Source organism: Blastococcus sp. CT_GayMR20 (assembly GCF_004570345.1).
In genome coordinates, this window is the sequence record NZ_SPQM01000009.1 from 1 (window position 1) to 16,490 (window position 16,490).

The window sequence follows — 16,490 nt, forward strand, 5'->3', positions numbered from 1 at the left end:
CATCATGGCGTCCTTGAGGCCGTGCCGGGCGGCGTAGCGCTCCAGCTCGGTCCCGCCCGGAGCGCCCGTCCTCGTCGTCGGCACGCCGCTCTCCTCGGCGAACGCGACCAGCCGGTCGGCGTCCGCCCGGTGCTCCATCGGCAGCAGTGCGACGGGGGCTTCGCCCTCGCGGCTGCGGCTCAGGGTGGGGACGGCGTCGTCGTCCTCACCGAAGAGGACGAGCTCGGCGTCCGCGGCCCGGAAGGCACCGCGGACGGCGGTCAGGAAGTCGGTGAGCGCGGTGGGGGCGTCGTCGCTGGTGTAGAGCAGTGACGTGACCTCGTGCAGGAGGCGCAGGTTGTTCTGCTGCTCGCGGGCCTTGGCGTAGGCCCGGTAGGCGGAGATGAGCAGCACCGACGGCAGCGCGAGCAGGATGAGCGAGGCCGGGTTCTGCATGGCGATCTGGGCGGCGAGGAGCCCGAACGCGGCCATCGCGAGAGCGAAGGGCATCGAGAGGGCGAGCATGCGCGGGAGCGCCCGCAGGCCCAGGTAGCCCTGCGAGAGGCTGATCGCGGCGAAGATGCACAGCCCGGCGGCGAGCGTGCTGACGGCCACGGCCGCGAGGCCGGCGACCCAGTTCCAGGCGCCCGAGAGCGCGGCGTCCTGCGAGATGGCGGCGAAGAGGATGGTCGCGAGGCACCCGCTCAGCGCGAACTGGGCGAGGTTGAACGCGAGCTTGAGGCCGGACTGGCGGCGGTGCAGCACCAGCGCGAGGGCGGCCCCGGCCAGCTGCGCGGTGATCAGCTGGGCCGGTGCGATGAGGTACAGACCGGCGACGAGCACGAGATCGGCCAGCGAGAAGGAGTGGGAGTCCTTCTGCAGCTGGATGTGCACGACGAGCAGCTCACCGGCCGCGAACGCCACCACCCAGACCAGCCAGGGCAGGGTGAACCCACCCTCGAGGCGGGGAAGGTCACGGACCACGAGGACGTACAGCGCGGCCGCGACCGCCGCCACGACCGTGACCAGCAGGCCGATGCGCCGGGTCGTGGTCAGCCACGACGGGCGCGCGGCAGCCGACACCTGCGGCATCGCCGACATCCCGGTCTCCTCTCCGTGCTGCTACGCCCCGTGCGTCAACGGGGTCATCGGCACGGGCTCGACGAAGCTGTAGCGACTCAAGTCAGAACCCGACCATCAGGGGGGAGGCCCGGGTTCCGGGCGCCGCCGGGTCACGAGCCGGCGCGGTCGCCCCGGCTCCCCGTGCCGGGCGCGGGCGGAACGGTCAGCACGCCCCGGGACCGCAGCCGGGCAGGGAGGCGTCGGCTCCCGGTGGAAGGCGACGCCCACGGGGCGGCGCTGTGGTGGTTGTCGTTGCGGGTCATCGCGCACTCCGTTGCTCGGGAACTGCTGCGAGCATCGCCGGGGGGTCTGACATTCCGCTCCGGCGGACCTGTGAAGACGCTGCGACGGGTTCCCGACCTCTGTCAGGCGTCCAGGAAGTCCTCGATGACCGGTGCCAGCTCGGCAGCCTCCGTGACCAGCGCGATGTGCCCGCCCTCGTAGACGTGCAGGCGGGCGTCGGGCAGGAGCCGCGCCATCATGCGCGCGTTGACCAGCGGGACGATCGGGTCGTCGTCCCCGGCCACGATGAGCGTCGGCTGCCGGATCAGCTTGAGGAACGGCAGGCTGCTCCAGCCGGTGCTGGCGGCCAGCTGGTAGTAGTACCCCCGCCGCGGACCGAGGCGGGTCGCGGAGTGCAGGACCTGCGCCGCGCGCTCGGGGTGGGTGCGCATCGTGCCGCCGTAGATCTCCCCGGCGATGCTGCGGGCGTAGTCGGGGTCCCGGTGCCGTCTCGGGGTCAGCATGCGCGCCAGCACCCTCGGGTTGGCCGGGACCATCAGCGAGCCTGTCGCGGTCGCCGCGAGGACGAGCCGCCGGCACCGGTTCCGGTGCTGGGCGGCGAAGTGCTGGGCCAGGCCGCCGCCCCAGGACAGACCGAGGACGTCGACCGGCGCGTCGAAACCCAGCCGGGTCAGCGCACGGGCGACCACCGGGCTGAAGGTGGCCAGGTTGTAGGGGACGACGGGCCGCGGCGATCCGCCCACGCCGGGGACGTCGAACCGGATCACCGTGCGCCGGCGGTCGAGGGCGTCCACGAACGGCTGCAGGACCTCGAGGCTCGCCCCGATCCCGTTCATCAGCAGGAAAGGCGGAAGGGACTCGTCCGTTCCGGGGCGCACGGCCACCCGGAGCGTCCGGCGACCCGCCGTCACGGTGCGGACGTACGCCGCCCCACCGACGGGAACCCGGCTACTTGTCGAAGACATAGGTGCCGGGCGCCTCGGCCAGCTGCTCCAGGTCTCCACCGAGCTTCTCCGGCGCGGGCACCTCCTCGCCCGACCGTTCGCCCAGCCACGTCATGTAGTCCGGCCACCACGAGCCCTGGACGGTCTCGGCCTGCGCCATCCACTCCTTCGGGTCCTCGGGCGTATCGCCCGCGACCTGGAAGGTGGACTTGGGGTTGCCCGGCGGGTTGACCAGCGAGGCGATGTGCCCGCTGGTGGACAGGATGAACCGGCTGTCCCCGCCGAGCAGCTGGGTCGAGCGGTAGCAGGCTTGCCACGGGCACAGGTGGTCGGCGATGCCGGCGGTGACGTAGGAGTCGACCGTGACGGTGGACAGGTCCACCGGCGTCCCGAGCATCGACGCCTTGCCGGGCCGGGTGAGGGCGTTGCCGATCGCGATGTCGATGAAGTCGCGGTGCAGCGCGGCGCTCATCCGGGTGGTGTCGGCGTTCCAGAACAGGATGTCGAAGTTCGGCGGCTTCTTGCCCTGCAGGTAGTTGTTGACCCAGTAGTTCCACACCAGGTCGTTGGGCCGCAGCCACGCGAAGACCTCGGCCAGCCCGGCGCCGTCCAGATAGCCCTTCTTGCGCGACTTCTCCGTCGCGGCCCTGATCGACTCCTCGTCCATGAGAGCCGAGACGGTGCCGGCCCGTTCCCAGTCCAGGACGGTGACGGCGAGGCTGAGCGCGGTCACCCGGTCCAGGCCGCCGGTCGCGGCGAGGTGGGCCAGGGTCATCGAGGTGATGATCCCGCCCGAGCAGAACGCCTGGAGGGCGACCTTCTCCTGGCCCGTGACGCGCTCGACGGCGTCCATCGCGTCGAGGATGGCCTGGCCGTAGGCGTCCAGACCCCAGTCGGCGTGGCGCTCGTCGGGATTGCGCCACGACATCATGAAGACCTGCTGGCCGCTGGCCACGTAGTGCTCGATGATGCTGCGCCCCGGCGCGAGGTCGGCGATGTAGAACTTGTTGATCGTCGGCGGCACCATCAGCAGCGGCACCGCCCGGACGGTCTCCGTCGTCGGCCGGTACTGGATCAGCTCGAAGACCTCGGTGCGGAAGACCACGGCCCCCGGCGTGGCCGCGAGGTCCTCGCCGACGGTGAACGCGTCCGGGTCGATCATCGACGGCACCCGCGGCGGTGTCGCCAGGTCGGACACGAACTGCTTCAGCCCCCGGACGGCGCTCCTGCCTCCGGTGTCGATCGCAGCCTTCAGGGACAGCGGGTTGACGACCGGCACGTTGCTGGGGGCCAGGGCGTCGACCAGGTTCGTCGCGGTGAAGCGGATCCGCTCGTCGTCCTGCCAGTCGAGTTCTGCGTCGTCGATCAGCTCCCACGCGGTCCGTGCGGTGGCCAGGTGCAGCTGCATGGCCCGCCGCAGCAGCCCGTTGCCCGCCCAGGCGGGGTCGGCGAACCGCTTGTCCTTCTTGCCGGGGGCCAGCTCCGAGCTCCCGGCTGCGATCTTCGCGACCTCCCGGGCCAGCTCGGTGGCCCGGGACGCCACCGTGCCGGGCTGCCTGGCGAGCGCGGAGCCGAAGCGCAGCGCCGTCCCGGCGGGGGGGACGAGCCGGCGCAGCGGTCCGCGAGCGGCGTCGACGAGGACCATGTCCAGCCCCATGACGGCCTCGGCCGCCTCCTCCGGCGGATCGGCCGGACGGCCCGCCGGGCGGTCGGTCGGCGCACTGCGCGAGCGTCTCGTCGAGTCGCGGTCGGTCGCGGGCTGGGCCATGGGCGGGTCTCCTCGGGGCGCGCTGCGCTGCGCTGCCGCGGAGGAACCCGGAGGGTGCGCCGCTTCCCCCGGGCGCAGATGTGACCCCGATTACTCAACCACAGCTCCAGGGGACCGGCAGGGCGACCGAGGTGCCGCTCAGCCGCCCCCGGGAGGGGTCAGCGCGCGTACTCCGGGCAGATGTTCGTGAGTGCCAGCTGCACGAAGTTGGCGGCCTCGGCGTCGGTCGCCCCGGCGAACGTCAGGGCGCGGGTCACGTCCTCGGGGGTCGCGCCGTAGGACATCTCGTTGCAGACGTCCCGGGCCATCTTCAGCTTCTGCGCGTCGTCGACGGGCGGGGCGAGCCCGGAGTCGGTGACCTCGTCGAGGAACGTCTGCGGGGCCGCCGTCTGGGCCGGTGCTCCGGCGGTGGTGGAGGCGGCCGGAGTTCCGGTGCCGGCCTGCTCGGCCGGCGCCTCGGCCGCCACGGACGGCGGCGCGGGGGTCGTGGCGGCCGGCGCCTCGGCCGAGGGCGTGGGGGACGTCTCGACGGACGGCGCAGCGGAGGAGGGCGCGGTCGTCGAGGAGCTCGACCCGGCCGCCTCGGTGCCGCCTGGGCGGGCCATGGCGTACCACGCGCCGAACGCGACGAGCACGGCGGCGACGGCGGCCACGATCAGCACGCGCTCCAGCGCCTTGGAACCGAGGGCGCCGGACAGGCCCGTGCGGCGCTTGGTCGTCTTCGCGGTCATGCGTACTGCTCCGTCCTGGTCCGGCCCCGTCGGCCGGCTTCGATGTCCCATCGGCAGATCCGCCGCGGGATCCAGGCGTTCCAGGGCGGCTCTCACCCGTCCGGGTGCATCGTGGACGCCTGGGTCAGGACGTCGACGCGGCCGGGTCGCGCCGGTGACGGATCGCCATCAGGAGCGCCGGCCAGCCCAGCGCCAGGCCGGCACCGAGCAGCGCGCCGGCGAGGGTGTCGGAGAACCAGTGCGCCCGCAGGTAGACCCGGGAGAGCGCCATGACCGCGGTGAACTCCACCGCGTAGACCTCCCACCGCCAGCGCTGGCGACCGGGACTGGCGAGCACCAGCACCAGCCCGACGGCCGTCACCGCCGTCGCGATCGCGTGACCGGACGGGAACGCCGCCCCCGACGTCTCGATCAGTGCCAGCGGTGGACGCGGCCGGCCGATCGCGGCCTTCATCGTGCCGATCAGCACCTCGCTGGTGACGACGGCGAGGGCGAACGCCGCCAGGCGCAGCCAGTGCCGCCGCCAGGCGAGCAGGAGGAGGGCGGCCACCCGCAGCGGCCAGTTGACCATCCCGCTCCCCACCAGAGAGAACACCTTGGCCAGCGCGGTCACGGGGTCGTTCTCCACGACCCCGGCGAACCGCCACACCGCGTCGTCCACGAACTGGACGGCCGGACGCGTCGCCGGCAGGACGTACAGCAGGGTCACCACCAGGGCGCCGACCAGCAGGCAGACACTCACCAGGAGGCCGCGACGGTTGTCGACGAGCATCAGGCCGGACGCCCCAGCGCCAGGCGGACGACGCCGGCGACGGCGAGCCCCAGTCCGGCCCCGCCGACCACGTCGAGCGGCAGGTGGGCGGCGACGTATACCCGGGTGAGGCAGACCGCGGTGACACCGACGGCCACTGCGATCCGGCCGCGCCTGCCCAGCCACGGCCAGGCGACGGCGGCGAGGGCAGCCAGCGTCGCCGCGTGCCCGGACACGAAGCCCCGGCCGACGGCGTCGGCCCCGCGGAGCACCACCTCGTCCAGCAGCGCGTCGGGCCGGCCGCGCGTCACGATGCCCTTCACCACCTTGGCCAGCACGTACGTCGCGCCACCGGCGAGCAGCAGTTCTCCGGCCAGTCGCCACCGGTGCCGCGCGGCCGCGAGGAGGGCGGAGGCCGGCACGACGAGCACGTTGCCGAGCTGCATGACGGGCCAGACGAGCACGAAGGGCAGCACCGTGGTCCCGTTCAGCACGCGGAAGACCGCCGCCTCGAGCTCACCCACGTGGTGGCGGTCGATCGGCAGGGCGGCGAGGACGAGCACGGCGGAGCCGGCGACCACGAGCGCCAGGTCCGGCCAGCCGCGCGTGACGGGGATGGGGCGGGTGGGCGCCTGCGTGCTCACACCGTCTCCGGCACCAGCTCGGTCCGGGGGGCAGAGTTCGGCTCCCGCCGCCAGGACCGGTTGCGCCGCCAGAAGATGTACGTCGCCAGGCCGATCGGGATCGGCAGCACGTAGGTGAGCGCCCGGAACAGCAGCACGGCGGCCGCGACCAGCGCCCGCGGTCCGCCGGCCGTCGAGAGTCCGGTGATGAGTGCGAGCTCGATGACGCCGAGCCCGCCGGGCGTGAAGGGGATGGCCGTCAGCAGCCGGGCGAAGGCGAAGACCGCGAGCGCCTCGGCCAAGCTGACCTCCTCGGGGCCCACCCCGACGAAGCGCAGCGCCAGCAGCAGGACGGCGAACAGCGAGAGGTGGCTGACGACCGTGGCGAGGGTGATCCAGTGCCACCGGGCCCGCAGCAGCAGCACGGTGCGCTCGCGGAACTTCGTGGTCGCCCGGTCCCAACCCGACACCGGCCCCTTGCCGAACGGCCGCAGTACCGCCGACGCGATCTTGCCGAAGGCGGTGCCGAGCCGGGCGGCGGCCGCCCGGCTGCGCAGGAGCATGCCGAGGAGGACGACGGCGACCACGAGGGCGGCCACGCCGACCGCTCCGGCGACGAGCCGTCCGGTCGTCGGGGTCGCGGTGAAGGCCAGCAGGACCAGGGCGAGCACGGGCAGGCCGAGCTTCGCGAAGTTGTTCCAGAGCCCGGAGACCAGCAGGGAGACAGACGTCCGGGAGCGGGAGAAGCCCCAGGAGGAGTTCATGGCATAGGTGAGGCCGAGGGAGATGGCCGCGCCGCCGATCACGGTGTTCGAGACCGCCGTCGACGTCTCGGTCGACACCGTGGCCTGCCCCAGGGTCATGCCGGGCGTCGTCGCGACCATGACGAACTGGTAGGTGGCCAGGTTCCACACCGCTGCGAGGAGCAGGATCGTCACCTCGAGCCAGCTCAGGGCGCGGACCGAGGCCCACACGTCGGAGAGGCTGGTGAACTGCGGCAGGAACCAGACGAACACGCCGGCGACCAGCGCGACCGACAGCAGAGGTCCCAGCAGGCGCCGCCACAAGGGCTTGCGGGCGTGCCCGGCCTCCGCCGTCCGGGGCTCGACGGCGGTCACGGGTCCAGCTCCAGCCGACCGTCGCTCTCCTCCCGCACGAGCTCCCGCAGGTCGTCCCGGCTGACCGTGCCCAGGCCCTGCGTGGCGATGGCGAGGGGTTCGGACCGGTCCTCGCCGGAGATCGAGAACAGCACGGTGATGCAGCCCCCCTCGAACAGGTAGAAACGCCGGCCGACGAACAGCGGGCTGACCTGCGTCACCCGCTCCATCCGGCGCATGTCCTGCCGGTCGCTGGGGATCTCGCTGGCCCCTGAGGTGTCGCACGACTCGGTCAGCTGCACCTCGATCGCGTGGACCCCGTGCCGGTCGGAGTCCAGCCAGAACGCCGCCGAGTCGCTGTCGGCCTCCATGTCCGCGAAGTGCCAGCCCAGCGGCATGCCCTCCAGGCAGGGGACCCAGGCGGCGCTCGGAACCGACTGGGCCATGAGGACCACACCGTTGGCCGGGGTGCCCTCGTCGCCCTCCTTGCAGGCCACCAGGTCACTGCCCAGGGATGCCACCCGGATGCAACCGGTGAGCAGCACGGGCCCGAGCAGCACGGTCGGCAGCGCCGCCCACCGTCGGCCGGCCCGCCTCACAACGGTGACCTCAGCAGGTTGAGGACGATGAGCGCGGTGATGGCGAACACGACCAGCGTCGTCAGCGTCAGTCCGGCGCGCCGCCAGCTCCACCGCTGGATCCGCACCGGGGGCAACCGGTAGGGGAGCAGGCGCAGGAAGTCGCCGTGCAGGTCCCGTCCCTGCTGACGCAGCATCCGCCGCAGCTGGGAGGGCATGGTCAGCCCGCGGGTGGCGGCGAAGGCCTCCGCGATCTCCTCCTCCGAGAACTGCCGCCGGGCGCGCTGGTACACGCGTTCGGCGTCGGTGCGCAGGCCGAGCACCAGCATCATGTTGGCCAGGTCGACCGCCTGCCGCCAGGGACTGGGCCGCACCTCCGCGAAGGCGGAGTCGATCACGAACAGGGTGCCGTCGCGCACGAGCAGGTTGGCCGGCTTGATGTCGCGGTGGGCCATGCCGATCTCCCACATCCGGCGTACCACGGCGAGCCCCTGGTCGATGATCGAGTCGTCGATCTCGGCCTCCCCGGCCTCCTTCGCCCCCGTGATGAACTCGGTGACCAGGAGGTACTCGCGCTCGGGGGTGATCTCCACGATGCCCAGCGGATGCGGCACCGGCAGCCCGGCGTCGGAGAACAGGCGCAGGATGTAGTCCTCGTACTGCACCAGCCGCCGGACGCTGTGGAACGGCTTCTCGTCCTCCAGCTGGCCGTAGAGCAGGGCCCGACCGAGCTTGTACCAGCGGTCCGAGCGGACGTGCGTGGCGGCGTAGAGCTTGCCGAAGATGCAGCTCTCGTCGGCGCCCGAGGTGCTGTCGGCCTTGACCGTGATCCGCAGGGGCGTCGACCCGCCGGAGCCGGACAACCCGAACGGCTCGACGGCCGTCGCGAGCACGCCCAGCTGGTCCTGCAGAGCCCGGATGATCGCCTCACCGCGGTCGCCCGACACGTCGAGGTGGGCCGGCCGCGCCCGGCTGTACCGCACCGGGTAGACGGCGTTCGGGGTCAGCATCCGGAAGGCGGCCAGCGGCGCGGCGACGCCGAGGACCACGCCGGCGAGGATGCCGGTGGGGTGGTCCTGGGCGAGGTACAGGCGCGACAGCGCGGTGAGGACCAGGATGCCCGCCACCGTCCACTTGCCCACGGTGCGCCAGCGCCCGGGCGGCACGAGGGCGTAGATGGTGCTGACCAGGAAGCACGCCAGCACGGTCATCGGCAGGGACGGCATCGAGAAGCCCGACCACTCCCCGATCACCTCGACGCCGTACGGACGGGGGCGCACCAGCGTGGTGGTCAGCGTCGCCGCGAGGTTGACGACGAGCAGACCGACGCCGAGCCACACGAACAGGTGCCGCCACCGCCGGAAGACCACCAGGAGCACGAGGTTGCTCAGCCAGATGACGTGGATGGCCTTGACGCTGGCCAGGAGCCCGGCCGCCTCGGCCACGCGGGTGAGCCAGGGTGTCCGGACCTCGCTGAACGCCTGCAGGATCCGCGTGTCCAGGACGTCGAAGGCGCTGACCGTCCCGGTCGCGACGACCACGATCCAGGCGACCAGGACCACGGCGCTGAGGAACAGCCAGAACTTGCCCGAGGCGTTCAGGTGCCGGGGCAGCGGGGGTGGTTCACCCGAGGGACGGCGCCGGCGCCGGACGCGCGCGATCGCAGGGGGAGCGGGCCGCGGTACCGGGACTGCTGGCCCCGGGCCGGGCGGCGCCTGCGGCAGCGTGGCCATGACCGGGATGCTCCACCAGGAAGCGGGCCGAGACCATCCCCTTTCGTCCCGCCCGGCGTTACCGTGGCCCCGCTCGCGCCCCGGCCCGGGAGGAGGGGGTCGTGCGACACCGACCCGCCGCGTTCCTGGCTGCCCTGCTCATCGCGGTGCTCACCGCGTGCGGTTCGGGCACACCGGCGCCGAACGGGCCTCCCACGGAGGTCCGCTTCGCCTCCTACGACTTCCCCGAGAACCAGATCCTCACCGAGGTGTACGCGGAGGCTGCCCGGCGGGCCGGCCTGCCGGTCTCGGTCGTGCACGGGGTCGGCACCCGGGAGGTGGTGGCTCCCGCGCTGATGCAGGGGGTCGTGGACGTCGTCGTCGACTACCTGGGGACGGCGCTGGCGTTCAACCGGCCCTCGGCGGCGGGCCTCTCGCGGGAGCCGGTGGCGATGCGCGCCGTCCTCAGCCGGACCCTGGGTGGCCGGGGGGTGCTCGTGCTGAACGCCGGCCAGGCCGAGGACCAGAACGGCTTCGCCGTGACCACCGCCTTCGCCGCGGGGCGCGGCGTCGCGCGCCTGTCGGACCTCGCCGACCTGGCGCCGGAGCTCACCTTCGGCGGGCCGCCCGAATGCCCTGACCGCCCGTTCTGCCTCAAGGGCCTCGAGGACGTCTACGGCCTGCAGTTCGGCGAGGTCCGCGCCATGCCGTCCCGCGCCGCGACGGTCGAGGCGCTGCTCGCCGGTGACATCGACGTCGGACTGCTGGAGACGACCGACGCCCGGCTGGCGGTGGCGCCCATCCAGCTGCTGATCGACGACCGCGACCTGCAGCCGCCGGAGAACGTCGTCCCCCTCGTGCGGGCCGACGCCCTCGACCGCTGGGGCGGGGAGCTCCGGACGGCGCTGGACGAGGTCAGCGCGCGGCTGACGACCAACGACCTCGTCCAGCTGAACAGGGCCGTGGAGATCGACGGACTCACCCCGGAGGAGGCCGCCGAGGAGTGGTGGAACGCGTTCGACGGGTGATGAGGCATCGTGGAGCGATGCCCACGCTCGACCGTCAGGACGCCGTCTTCCTTCTCGAGCTCGGGGACGGTGAGAACCGGTTCCACCCCGACTGGATCGCCTCCGTCGACGCGGCCCTGGAGCAGGTGGAGCAGGCCGAGGGACCGCGTGCCCTGGTGACGACCGCCAGCGGCAAGTTCTTCTCGAACGGCCTGGACCTGGACTGGCTCTCCGGTCACTCCGACCAGCACGAGTCCTACATCCTCGGGGTCCACCGGCTGCTGGCGCGCGTCCTCGCCCTGCCGGTGATCACCGTGGCCGCGCTCCAGGGTCACACCTTCGCCGCAGGCGCCATGCTGTCGCTGGCCCACGACTTCCGGGTGATGCGGGCCGACCGCGGCTTCTGGTGCCTGCCCGAGGCCGACATAGGCCTCCCGTTCACCCGGGGGATGTCGCGCTGGTGCAGGCCCGGCTGACCCCGCAGACCGCGCACGAGGCCATGACCACCGGTCGCCGCTACGGCGGCACGGAGGCGCTCGCCGCGGCGATCGTGGACCACGCGGTCGACGAGGAGTCGGTGCGGACGACCGCCGTCGACCTCGCGCGGTCGATGACCGGCAAGGCCGGCCCGACCGTGGGGACCATCAAGGTGCGCATGTACGAGCGCGTCCTGGAGCTCCTGCGCAGCCCGGACGACCACCGCGGCTGATCCGTGTTCAGACGATCGCGCCGCGGCCCGTGATGGCCCGCCCGACGATCAGGGTGTTCACCTCGCGGGTGCCCTCGTAGGAGTAGATCGCCTCGGCGTCGGCGACGAACCGGCCGACGTTGTGCTCCAGCAGGATGCCGTTGCCGCCCATGAGCTCCCGGGCCCAGCCGACGGTCTCCCGCATGCGGACGGTGCTGAACGCCTTCGCCAGCGACGCCTGCTCGTCGGTCATCCGCCCGGCGTCCTGGAGCTGGGAGAGCCGGGCGCACAGGGCCGCCGAGGCGGTGATGTTGCCGAGCATGCGCACCAGCAGGTCCTGGACCAGCTGGAAGCTCGCGATCGGCTTGCCGAACTGGGTGCGCTCGTTGGCGTAGCGCAGCGCGTGCTCGTAGGCCCCCCGCGAGCAGCCCACCGCCGACCACGCGACACCGGCCCGCGTCATCTTCAGCACCTTGGCGGTGTCCTTGAAGGAGTTGGCCTCCTGGAGACGGTTCTCCTCCGGCACCCGCACCCCGTCCAGGGTGATCAGCGCGTTCTGCACGGCGCGCAGCGCGATCTTGTCCTCGAGGTCGACGGTGGTGAAGCCCTCGGTGCCCTGCTCGACGACGAAGCCCAGCACCCGCTGCGTCTCCACGTCCTGCGCCCAGATCATGACGAGGTCGGCGAAGCTGGCGTTGCCGATCCACTTCTTCTGCCCGTCCAGCACCCACGTGTCGCCGTCCCGGCGGGCCTTGGTCTGCAGGCCGCGGGCGACGTCGGAGCCGGAGTCGGGCTCGGTCAGGCCGAACGCGCCGATCAGCTCCATGCGCGCCATGGCCGGGAGCCAGCGTTCCTTCTGCTCCTCGGACCCGCAGAGGTAGATGCTCCCCATCGCGAGGCCGCCGTGGACGCCCATGAACGTGGAGATGGACGGGTCGCCGCGCGAGAGCTCCATGGCGATCATGCCGTCGAGCAGCGTCGACTTCCCGGGGCAGCCGTACCCGGAGTAGGGCGTGCCCGCGATCCCCAGCTTGGCGATCCCCGGGATGAGGTGGCGGGGGGTCTCCGCCCGCGTCCAGTACTCGTTGATGATCGGCTGCACCTCGGTGTCCATGAACTCGCGCACCCGGTGCAGCAGCGCCCGGTCCTCGTCGTCCAGGAGGGCCTCGAGGTCGTAGAAGTCGGACGTGACGGCCTTGGGGTCGGCGTTCATGGGAACTGCCTCTCTGCAGCGGGGACCTGCCGACCCCTACCCCGGACCAACCGGGACGCAACCGGCAGGCATGACCGGGAGCCCTCCCGGGAATCGAGCGGGCCCGACCTGCACCCGGAGGTGCCGCTGTGCCCCGTTCCATCGCCCACCAGAGCGTCGACGAGCTGGGCGGGCCGAGCAGTGTCCTGGTCCGGCAGCGCGCCGACCACGTCGAGCTCGACCGGCTGCTGACGGAACTCGACGGCTCCACCGGCAGCCGGCAGGAGGAGGTGCTGAACCGCATCGACCGGCTGGTGTTCAGCCACGCCTTCGCGGAGGAGACCGTGCTGTGGCCCGTCCTGCGCCGGGTCCTGCCGGACGGCGACGCGCTCACGCTGCAGGTCGAGAAGGAGCACCAGGAGGTCAACGAGCTGGTCAGCGCCCTCGAGCGGGACGGTCTGGACGATCCCCGACGGCCCGCACGCCTGGCGCGGCTGGTCGAGGTCCTGCGCGAGGACGTCCGGGACGAGGAGGACGTGCTCTTCCCCCGGCTGCAGGAGGCGGTGGACGCCGAGGAGCTCCGCCGGCTCGGCCGCCGCTGGGCACTCATGCGGCGGCTGTCACCGACCCGGCCGCATCCCACCGTCTCGCGCCGGCCTCCGGGCAACGCGCTCTCGGGGTTGCCCCTGACCCTGCTCGACCGCACCAGGGACCTGGTGGACGCTGGCGTGCGCCGGGCCCCGCACCCGCTGGCGCCCGCCGGACGCGCCGTCAGCCAGGCCCTGGCCGGTCTCGCCGGCCTGGTCGAGCGGATTCCGTCGTCCCGGGCAGGGGACGAGCCGCCCACCAGCCGCTGAGCGCACCACCCCGAGCCGGTCGGGCGGGAGAACCAGGGGCGGATCCGGGTCTTTCCGGATGGTTGCCGCGGCCTGCGCTCGACAGGCTTCTGGGCATGACCTCCACCCCGTTCCCCGCCCCTCCGTCCCCCGATCTCCCTCCCGCTCCGCCGCAGCCCGGGCGGCCGCCGCTGCGCCGGAGCGGCACCGACCGCATGCTCGGCGGCGTCTCCGGCGGCCTCGCCGAGCACACCGGCATCGACGCGGTGCTCTGGCGGGTCGGCTTCGTGGCCCTGACCCTCGCCGGCGGCTCCGGCATCCTGCTCTACCTGCTGCTGTGGGTGCTGCTGCCCTCCGGCCCCCTCCGCCCGGGGGACGAGCCGCGTCCCGTCGACCGGGCGGTCGACCGCCTGCACACCGCCGTCTCGACCCTGGGGACGACCCCTCGGCAGCGGTGACCCCCGGACGTGCGAGCGCCCCCGGGTCCACCGGTACCGGGGGCGCTCGCCTGCGGTGCTACGACCGGACGACTCAGGTCGTCTGCTGGGGCTTCGGGTCCTCCCGGGCGTCCAGCTGGATCTCCTTGTCCGCCCGCGGCACGCCCTCCTTCAGCTCCTTGGTCCGCTCGATCTCGGCGTCCAGCTCGATGCCGAACAGCAGCGCCAGGTTGATCAGCCAGAACCAGATCAGGAAGACGATCACCCCGGCCAGCGTCCCGTAGGTCTTGTTGTAGCTGCCGAAGTTGCCCACGTAGAACGCGAACAGCGCCGAGGCGACGATCGCCACCACGATGGCGACGCCGGCTCCGGGGCTGACCCACTTGAAGCCGCGCAGCCGGACATTGGGGGTCGCGTAGTAGAGGACGGCGATCATCAGCGCCAGGAGCACGAGGACGACCGGCCACTTGATGACGTTCCAGACCGTCTGACCCGTCTCACCGATGCTCATGGCCTGCCCGATCGCATCGACGACCGGGCCGCTGAGCACGAGCGTGGCCAGGATCAGGGCAGCGAACAGGATGCCGATGAGGGTCACCAGCAGCTGCAGTGGCTTGAGCTTCCAGATCTTGCGGCCTTCGGGCGTCTCGTAGACCACGTTCGCCGCGCGGGTGAAGGCTCCGACGTAGCCCGAGGCCGACCACACGGCGCCGGCCAGACCGAGGATCAGGCCGAAGCCGGCAGCGCTGTCGTTGCGCGCCAGCTGGTCGATCACCGGGGTGAGGGCGTCGGAGGCACTGCCGGGGACGACGGAGGTGAGCGCGTCGGTCAGCTTCTGCGGGTCGACCAGCAGCCCGATGATGGAGAGCAGCGCGACCAGCGCGGGGAACAGCGCGAGGACGCCGTAGTAGGTGAGCGCGGCGGCCCAGTCGGTGAGGTTGTCCTCGCTGAACTCCTTGAGGGTGCGCTTGATCGTCCCGCCGGTGGTCGGCTTCGGGTCGGCGCCGGTCGGGGCGTAGTCCGCCCGCGTCCCGCTGATCTCGTCGGTCTGGGGCGCGGGGTCGCCGGAGGCCGCGCGGTTCCGGTCGGACTGTGCGTCCGCCGTGCGGCTGTGGGAGCCGGTGGCCATGTGATGGTCCTTGTCGTCAGGCGGAGGGAAGTCGGCTGTCCGGTTCCCCGGACGGACCCCTTCCATGCCGGACGCGCCGGTAACGGTTCAGCGAAGCCCGGAGACGGGGGACCACTCGCCCGCGCGCGCGGTCGCCTCCTCGACGGCGGCCAGCCGGTCCGGCCGCCGCCCGGTGCCGGCCCGGCGGTCGGCCACGATGCCGGCGAACGCGACCAGGACGACCGCGGCCGATGCGACCGCCCCGATCAGGGCCACCTGGGTGTACGCGACGTCGCGCGGGAAGCCGGTCGCCGGGTCGAGACTTGCCGCGATGAGGGTCACCGCCACGGTGCTGCCGAGGGCCTGGCCGACCGATCGGGCGATCGAGTTGACCGCGTTGGCCACCCCGGTCTCGTCCTCGTCGACAGCCTGCACGACCGTCGCGGGGAGGGCGGCGTAGGCGACGGTCACCGCCAGCTGCGTGAGCAGCCCCGCCAGGACGACCGACCACGGCACGCCGCGGTACAGCGCGAGGAGCAGGAAGCCCGCGACCCCGGACAGGGCGCCGGCCAGCAGCGTGGGGAGGGCGCCCAGGCGGGTCACCACCCGGCCGGCGAACGGGGCGACGACGATCCCGGCGATCCCGCCCGGCAGCAGGTAGACCACCGACGCCTCGAGGATCGACGCACCGAAGCCGTAGCCGGTCACCCCCGGCGGGGCCTGTACGTACTGGAGGATCGCGAGGAACGACGCGAACAGTGCGACGCCGGTCATGAGGCCGGCGATGTTCGGGACGATCGTCCGCCGGTCGGCCAGCATCGCGGGCCGCACCAGTGGTTGTGCTGTCCGCCGCTGCAGGACGACCCAGCCGGCGAGCACCGCAGCGGACGCTCCCAGGCAACCGACGACCCCGGGCGAGCCCCAGCCCCAGACGTTGCCCTGCGACAGCGGCAGCAGCAGGAGGACCAGCCCGGCGCCGAGGACGACCGCGCCCCACCAGTCGACCCGCCCGGTCCCGGTCGACGGGCGGCGCGGCAGCACCCGGGCCGCCAGGGCCAGCGACACGAGCGTGACACCGAGGCCGATCCAGAACGGACGGCGGTAGTCGCCGCCGTCGCCGACGAGCAGGCCGGTGGCGACCAGGCCCGCGACGCCGCCGACGGCCAGCGTGCTGCTCACGACGGCCATCGCGACGCTCAGCCGGGCTTCCGGGACCTCGCGGCGCAGCACGCTCATCGACAGCGGGAAGAGCCCGTAGGAGGCGCCCTGCAGGATCCGGCCGACGAGCAGCAGGGGCAGCGAGGTCGTGAGGACGGCCAGCAGCGTGCCGACGGCGACGGCGGCGAGGATGCCGAGGATCACCGGCCGCTCGCCGCGCAGGTCGCCGAGCCGGCCGAGAACCGGCGTGAGGACGGCGGCGGCGAGCAGGTTGGCGGTCAGCACCCACCCGGCGGCACCGGGGGAGACGTCCAGCTGCTGCTCGATCGCGCCGAGCACCGGGACGACGAGGCTCTGCAGCAGCGACAAGGTGGTGACGCCGAGGGACAGTGCCAGGACGAGCAGGCCGGTCCTGGTCGCGGGTGCCGCCGCCGAGGTCTCCGGTCGCGGGGGCACGCATCGATGACACCACGCCGCCGCGGCGCCCGGGACGCGGCCCCGTGGCGGTACCTGCAG

At 72.9% G+C, this 16,490-nt stretch carries 17 protein-coding genes; 5 read left to right on the forward strand and 12 right to left on the reverse strand.

Translation table 11 applies throughout. The features are described from left to right. From E4P40_RS04025 to E4P40_RS04065, 9 genes are all read right to left on the reverse strand, one after another. Positions 1-1,080 (reverse strand): hypothetical protein (locus tag E4P40_RS04025; protein ID WP_209305183.1); only part of this gene is annotated, 1,080 nt, incomplete at its 3' end. A gap of 386 nt (positions 1,081-1,466) precedes the next feature. Then, positions 1,467-2,309, reverse strand: a complete 843-nt coding sequence (gene phaZ / locus E4P40_RS04030) for a poly(3-hydroxyalkanoate) depolymerase (protein ID WP_135157555.1) — start codon at positions 2,307-2,309, stop codon at positions 1,467-1,469. Next, complete coding sequence (locus E4P40_RS04035; protein WP_209305185.1) at positions 2,293-4,056, reverse strand: alpha/beta fold hydrolase; 1,764 nt, start codon at positions 4,054-4,056, stop codon at positions 2,293-2,295. Before E4P40_RS04035 ends, phaZ begins: the two co-directional genes overlap by 17 nt. 158 nt (positions 4,057-4,214) lie before the next feature. Next, positions 4,215-4,787, reverse strand: a complete 573-nt coding sequence (locus tag E4P40_RS04040) for a DUF732 domain-containing protein (RefSeq protein ID WP_167762099.1) — start codon at positions 4,785-4,787, stop codon at positions 4,215-4,217. 124 nt (positions 4,788-4,911) lie between these two features. Then, a complete protein-coding gene (locus E4P40_RS04045; RefSeq protein WP_135157559.1) occupies positions 4,912-5,559 on the reverse strand; it encodes a phosphatase PAP2 family protein in 648 nt (215 codons plus the stop codon). Beyond that, on the reverse strand, positions 5,559-6,182 hold the full coding sequence (locus E4P40_RS04050) for a phosphatase PAP2 family protein (RefSeq protein WP_135157561.1): 624 nt from the start codon (positions 6,180-6,182) through the stop codon (positions 5,559-5,561). The genes E4P40_RS04045 and E4P40_RS04050 overlap by 1 nt, the downstream gene beginning before the upstream one ends. Beyond that, positions 6,179-7,279 carry a YbhN family protein gene (locus tag E4P40_RS04055; RefSeq protein WP_135157563.1) on the reverse strand — a complete coding sequence of 367 codons (1,101 nt, stop codon included), beginning with the start codon at positions 7,277-7,279 and terminating at the stop codon, positions 6,179-6,181. The genes E4P40_RS04050 and E4P40_RS04055 overlap by 4 nt, the downstream gene beginning before the upstream one ends. Beyond that, a complete protein-coding gene (locus tag E4P40_RS04060) occupies positions 7,276-7,857 on the reverse strand; it encodes a hypothetical protein (RefSeq protein WP_245160130.1) in 582 nt (193 codons plus the stop codon). The genes E4P40_RS04055 and E4P40_RS04060 overlap by 4 nt, the downstream gene beginning before the upstream one ends. Next, a complete protein-coding gene (locus E4P40_RS04065) occupies positions 7,854-9,569 on the reverse strand; it encodes a hypothetical protein (protein ID WP_135157566.1) in 1,716 nt (571 codons plus the stop codon). The genes E4P40_RS04060 and E4P40_RS04065 overlap by 4 nt, the downstream gene beginning before the upstream one ends. A 101-nt stretch (positions 9,570-9,670) precedes the next feature. On the opposite strand from E4P40_RS04065, the gene E4P40_RS04070 reads away from it, so the two are divergent. The 3 genes from E4P40_RS04070 to E4P40_RS28465 are packed head-to-tail and all read left to right on the forward strand — an operon-like array spanning position 9,671 to position 11,264. Continuing rightward, the gene (locus E4P40_RS04070) at positions 9,671-10,576 is read left to right on the forward strand and encodes an ABC transporter substrate-binding protein (protein WP_135157568.1); all 906 of its coding nucleotides are present in this window, start codon (positions 9,671-9,673) and stop codon (positions 10,574-10,576) included. Between the two features lie 17 nt (positions 10,577-10,593). Next, positions 10,594-11,031: an enoyl-CoA hydratase-related protein gene (locus tag E4P40_RS04075; protein WP_209305186.1), complete on the forward strand. Its 438-nt coding sequence runs from the start codon at positions 10,594-10,596 to the stop codon at positions 11,029-11,031. Then, a complete protein-coding gene (locus E4P40_RS28465; RefSeq protein ID WP_209305187.1) occupies positions 11,016-11,264 on the forward strand; it encodes a hypothetical protein in 249 nt (82 codons plus the stop codon). The genes E4P40_RS04075 and E4P40_RS28465 overlap by 16 nt, the downstream gene beginning before the upstream one ends. 7 nt (positions 11,265-11,271) lie before the next feature. On the opposite strand, the gene E4P40_RS04080 is transcribed toward E4P40_RS28465, so the two are convergent. Further along, positions 11,272-12,456, reverse strand: coding sequence for an acyl-CoA dehydrogenase family protein (locus tag E4P40_RS04080; RefSeq protein WP_135157570.1), 1,185 nt, complete (start codon positions 12,454-12,456; stop codon positions 11,272-11,274). 128 nt (positions 12,457-12,584) lie between these two features. On the opposite strand from E4P40_RS04080, the gene E4P40_RS04085 reads away from it, so the two are divergent. Both E4P40_RS04085 and E4P40_RS04090 read left to right on the forward strand, forming a co-directional pair. Next, complete coding sequence (locus E4P40_RS04085; RefSeq protein ID WP_135157572.1) at positions 12,585-13,292, forward strand: hemerythrin domain-containing protein; 708 nt, start codon at positions 12,585-12,587, stop codon at positions 13,290-13,292. Between the two features lie 95 nt (positions 13,293-13,387). Next, positions 13,388-13,729: a PspC domain-containing protein gene (locus E4P40_RS04090; protein ID WP_135157574.1), complete on the forward strand. Its 342-nt coding sequence runs from the start codon at positions 13,388-13,390 to the stop codon at positions 13,727-13,729. A gap of 73 nt (positions 13,730-13,802) precedes the next feature. Here E4P40_RS04090 and E4P40_RS04095 read toward each other — a convergent pair whose 3' ends face one another. Both E4P40_RS04095 and E4P40_RS04100 read right to left on the reverse strand, forming a co-directional pair. Continuing rightward, positions 13,803-14,837, reverse strand: a complete 1,035-nt coding sequence (locus E4P40_RS04095) for a YihY/virulence factor BrkB family protein (RefSeq protein ID WP_135157576.1) — start codon at positions 14,835-14,837, stop codon at positions 13,803-13,805. A gap of 87 nt (positions 14,838-14,924) precedes the next feature. Next, positions 14,925-16,430, reverse strand: coding sequence for an MFS transporter (locus tag E4P40_RS04100; protein ID WP_135157578.1), 1,506 nt, complete (start codon positions 16,428-16,430; stop codon positions 14,925-14,927). Positions 16,431-16,490: the final 60 nt, after the last annotated feature.

Excerpts from the sequence above, each read along its gene's own strand:
- E4P40_RS04075 (WP_209305186.1), top strand. The coding sequence starts at position 10,594 with ATGCCCACGCTCGACCGTCAGGACGCCGTCTTCCTTCTCGAGCTCGGG.
- E4P40_RS04090 (WP_135157574.1), top strand. The coding sequence starts at position 13,388 with ATGACCTCCACCCCGTTCCCCGCCCCTCCGTCCCCCGATCTCCCTCCC.
- E4P40_RS04035 (WP_209305185.1), bottom strand. The coding sequence starts at position 4,056 with ATGGCCCAGCCCGCGACCGACCGCGACTCGACGAGACGCTCGCGCAGT.
- phaZ (WP_135157555.1), bottom strand. The coding sequence starts at position 2,309 with ATGTCTTCGACAAGTAGCCGGGTTCCCGTCGGTGGGGCGGCGTACGTC.
- E4P40_RS04065 (WP_135157566.1), bottom strand. The coding sequence starts at position 9,569 with ATGGCCACGCTGCCGCAGGCGCCGCCCGGCCCGGGGCCAGCAGTCCCG.
- E4P40_RS04040 (WP_167762099.1), bottom strand. The coding sequence starts at position 4,787 with ATGACCGCGAAGACGACCAAGCGCCGCACGGGCCTGTCCGGCGCCCTC.
- E4P40_RS04080 (WP_135157570.1), bottom strand. The coding sequence starts at position 12,456 with ATGAACGCCGACCCCAAGGCCGTCACGTCCGACTTCTACGACCTCGAG.
- E4P40_RS04095 (WP_135157576.1), bottom strand. The coding sequence starts at position 14,837 with ATGGCCACCGGCTCCCACAGCCGCACGGCGGACGCACAGTCCGACCGG.
- E4P40_RS04045 (WP_135157559.1), bottom strand. The coding sequence starts at position 5,559 with ATGCTCGTCGACAACCGTCGCGGCCTCCTGGTGAGTGTCTGCCTGCTG.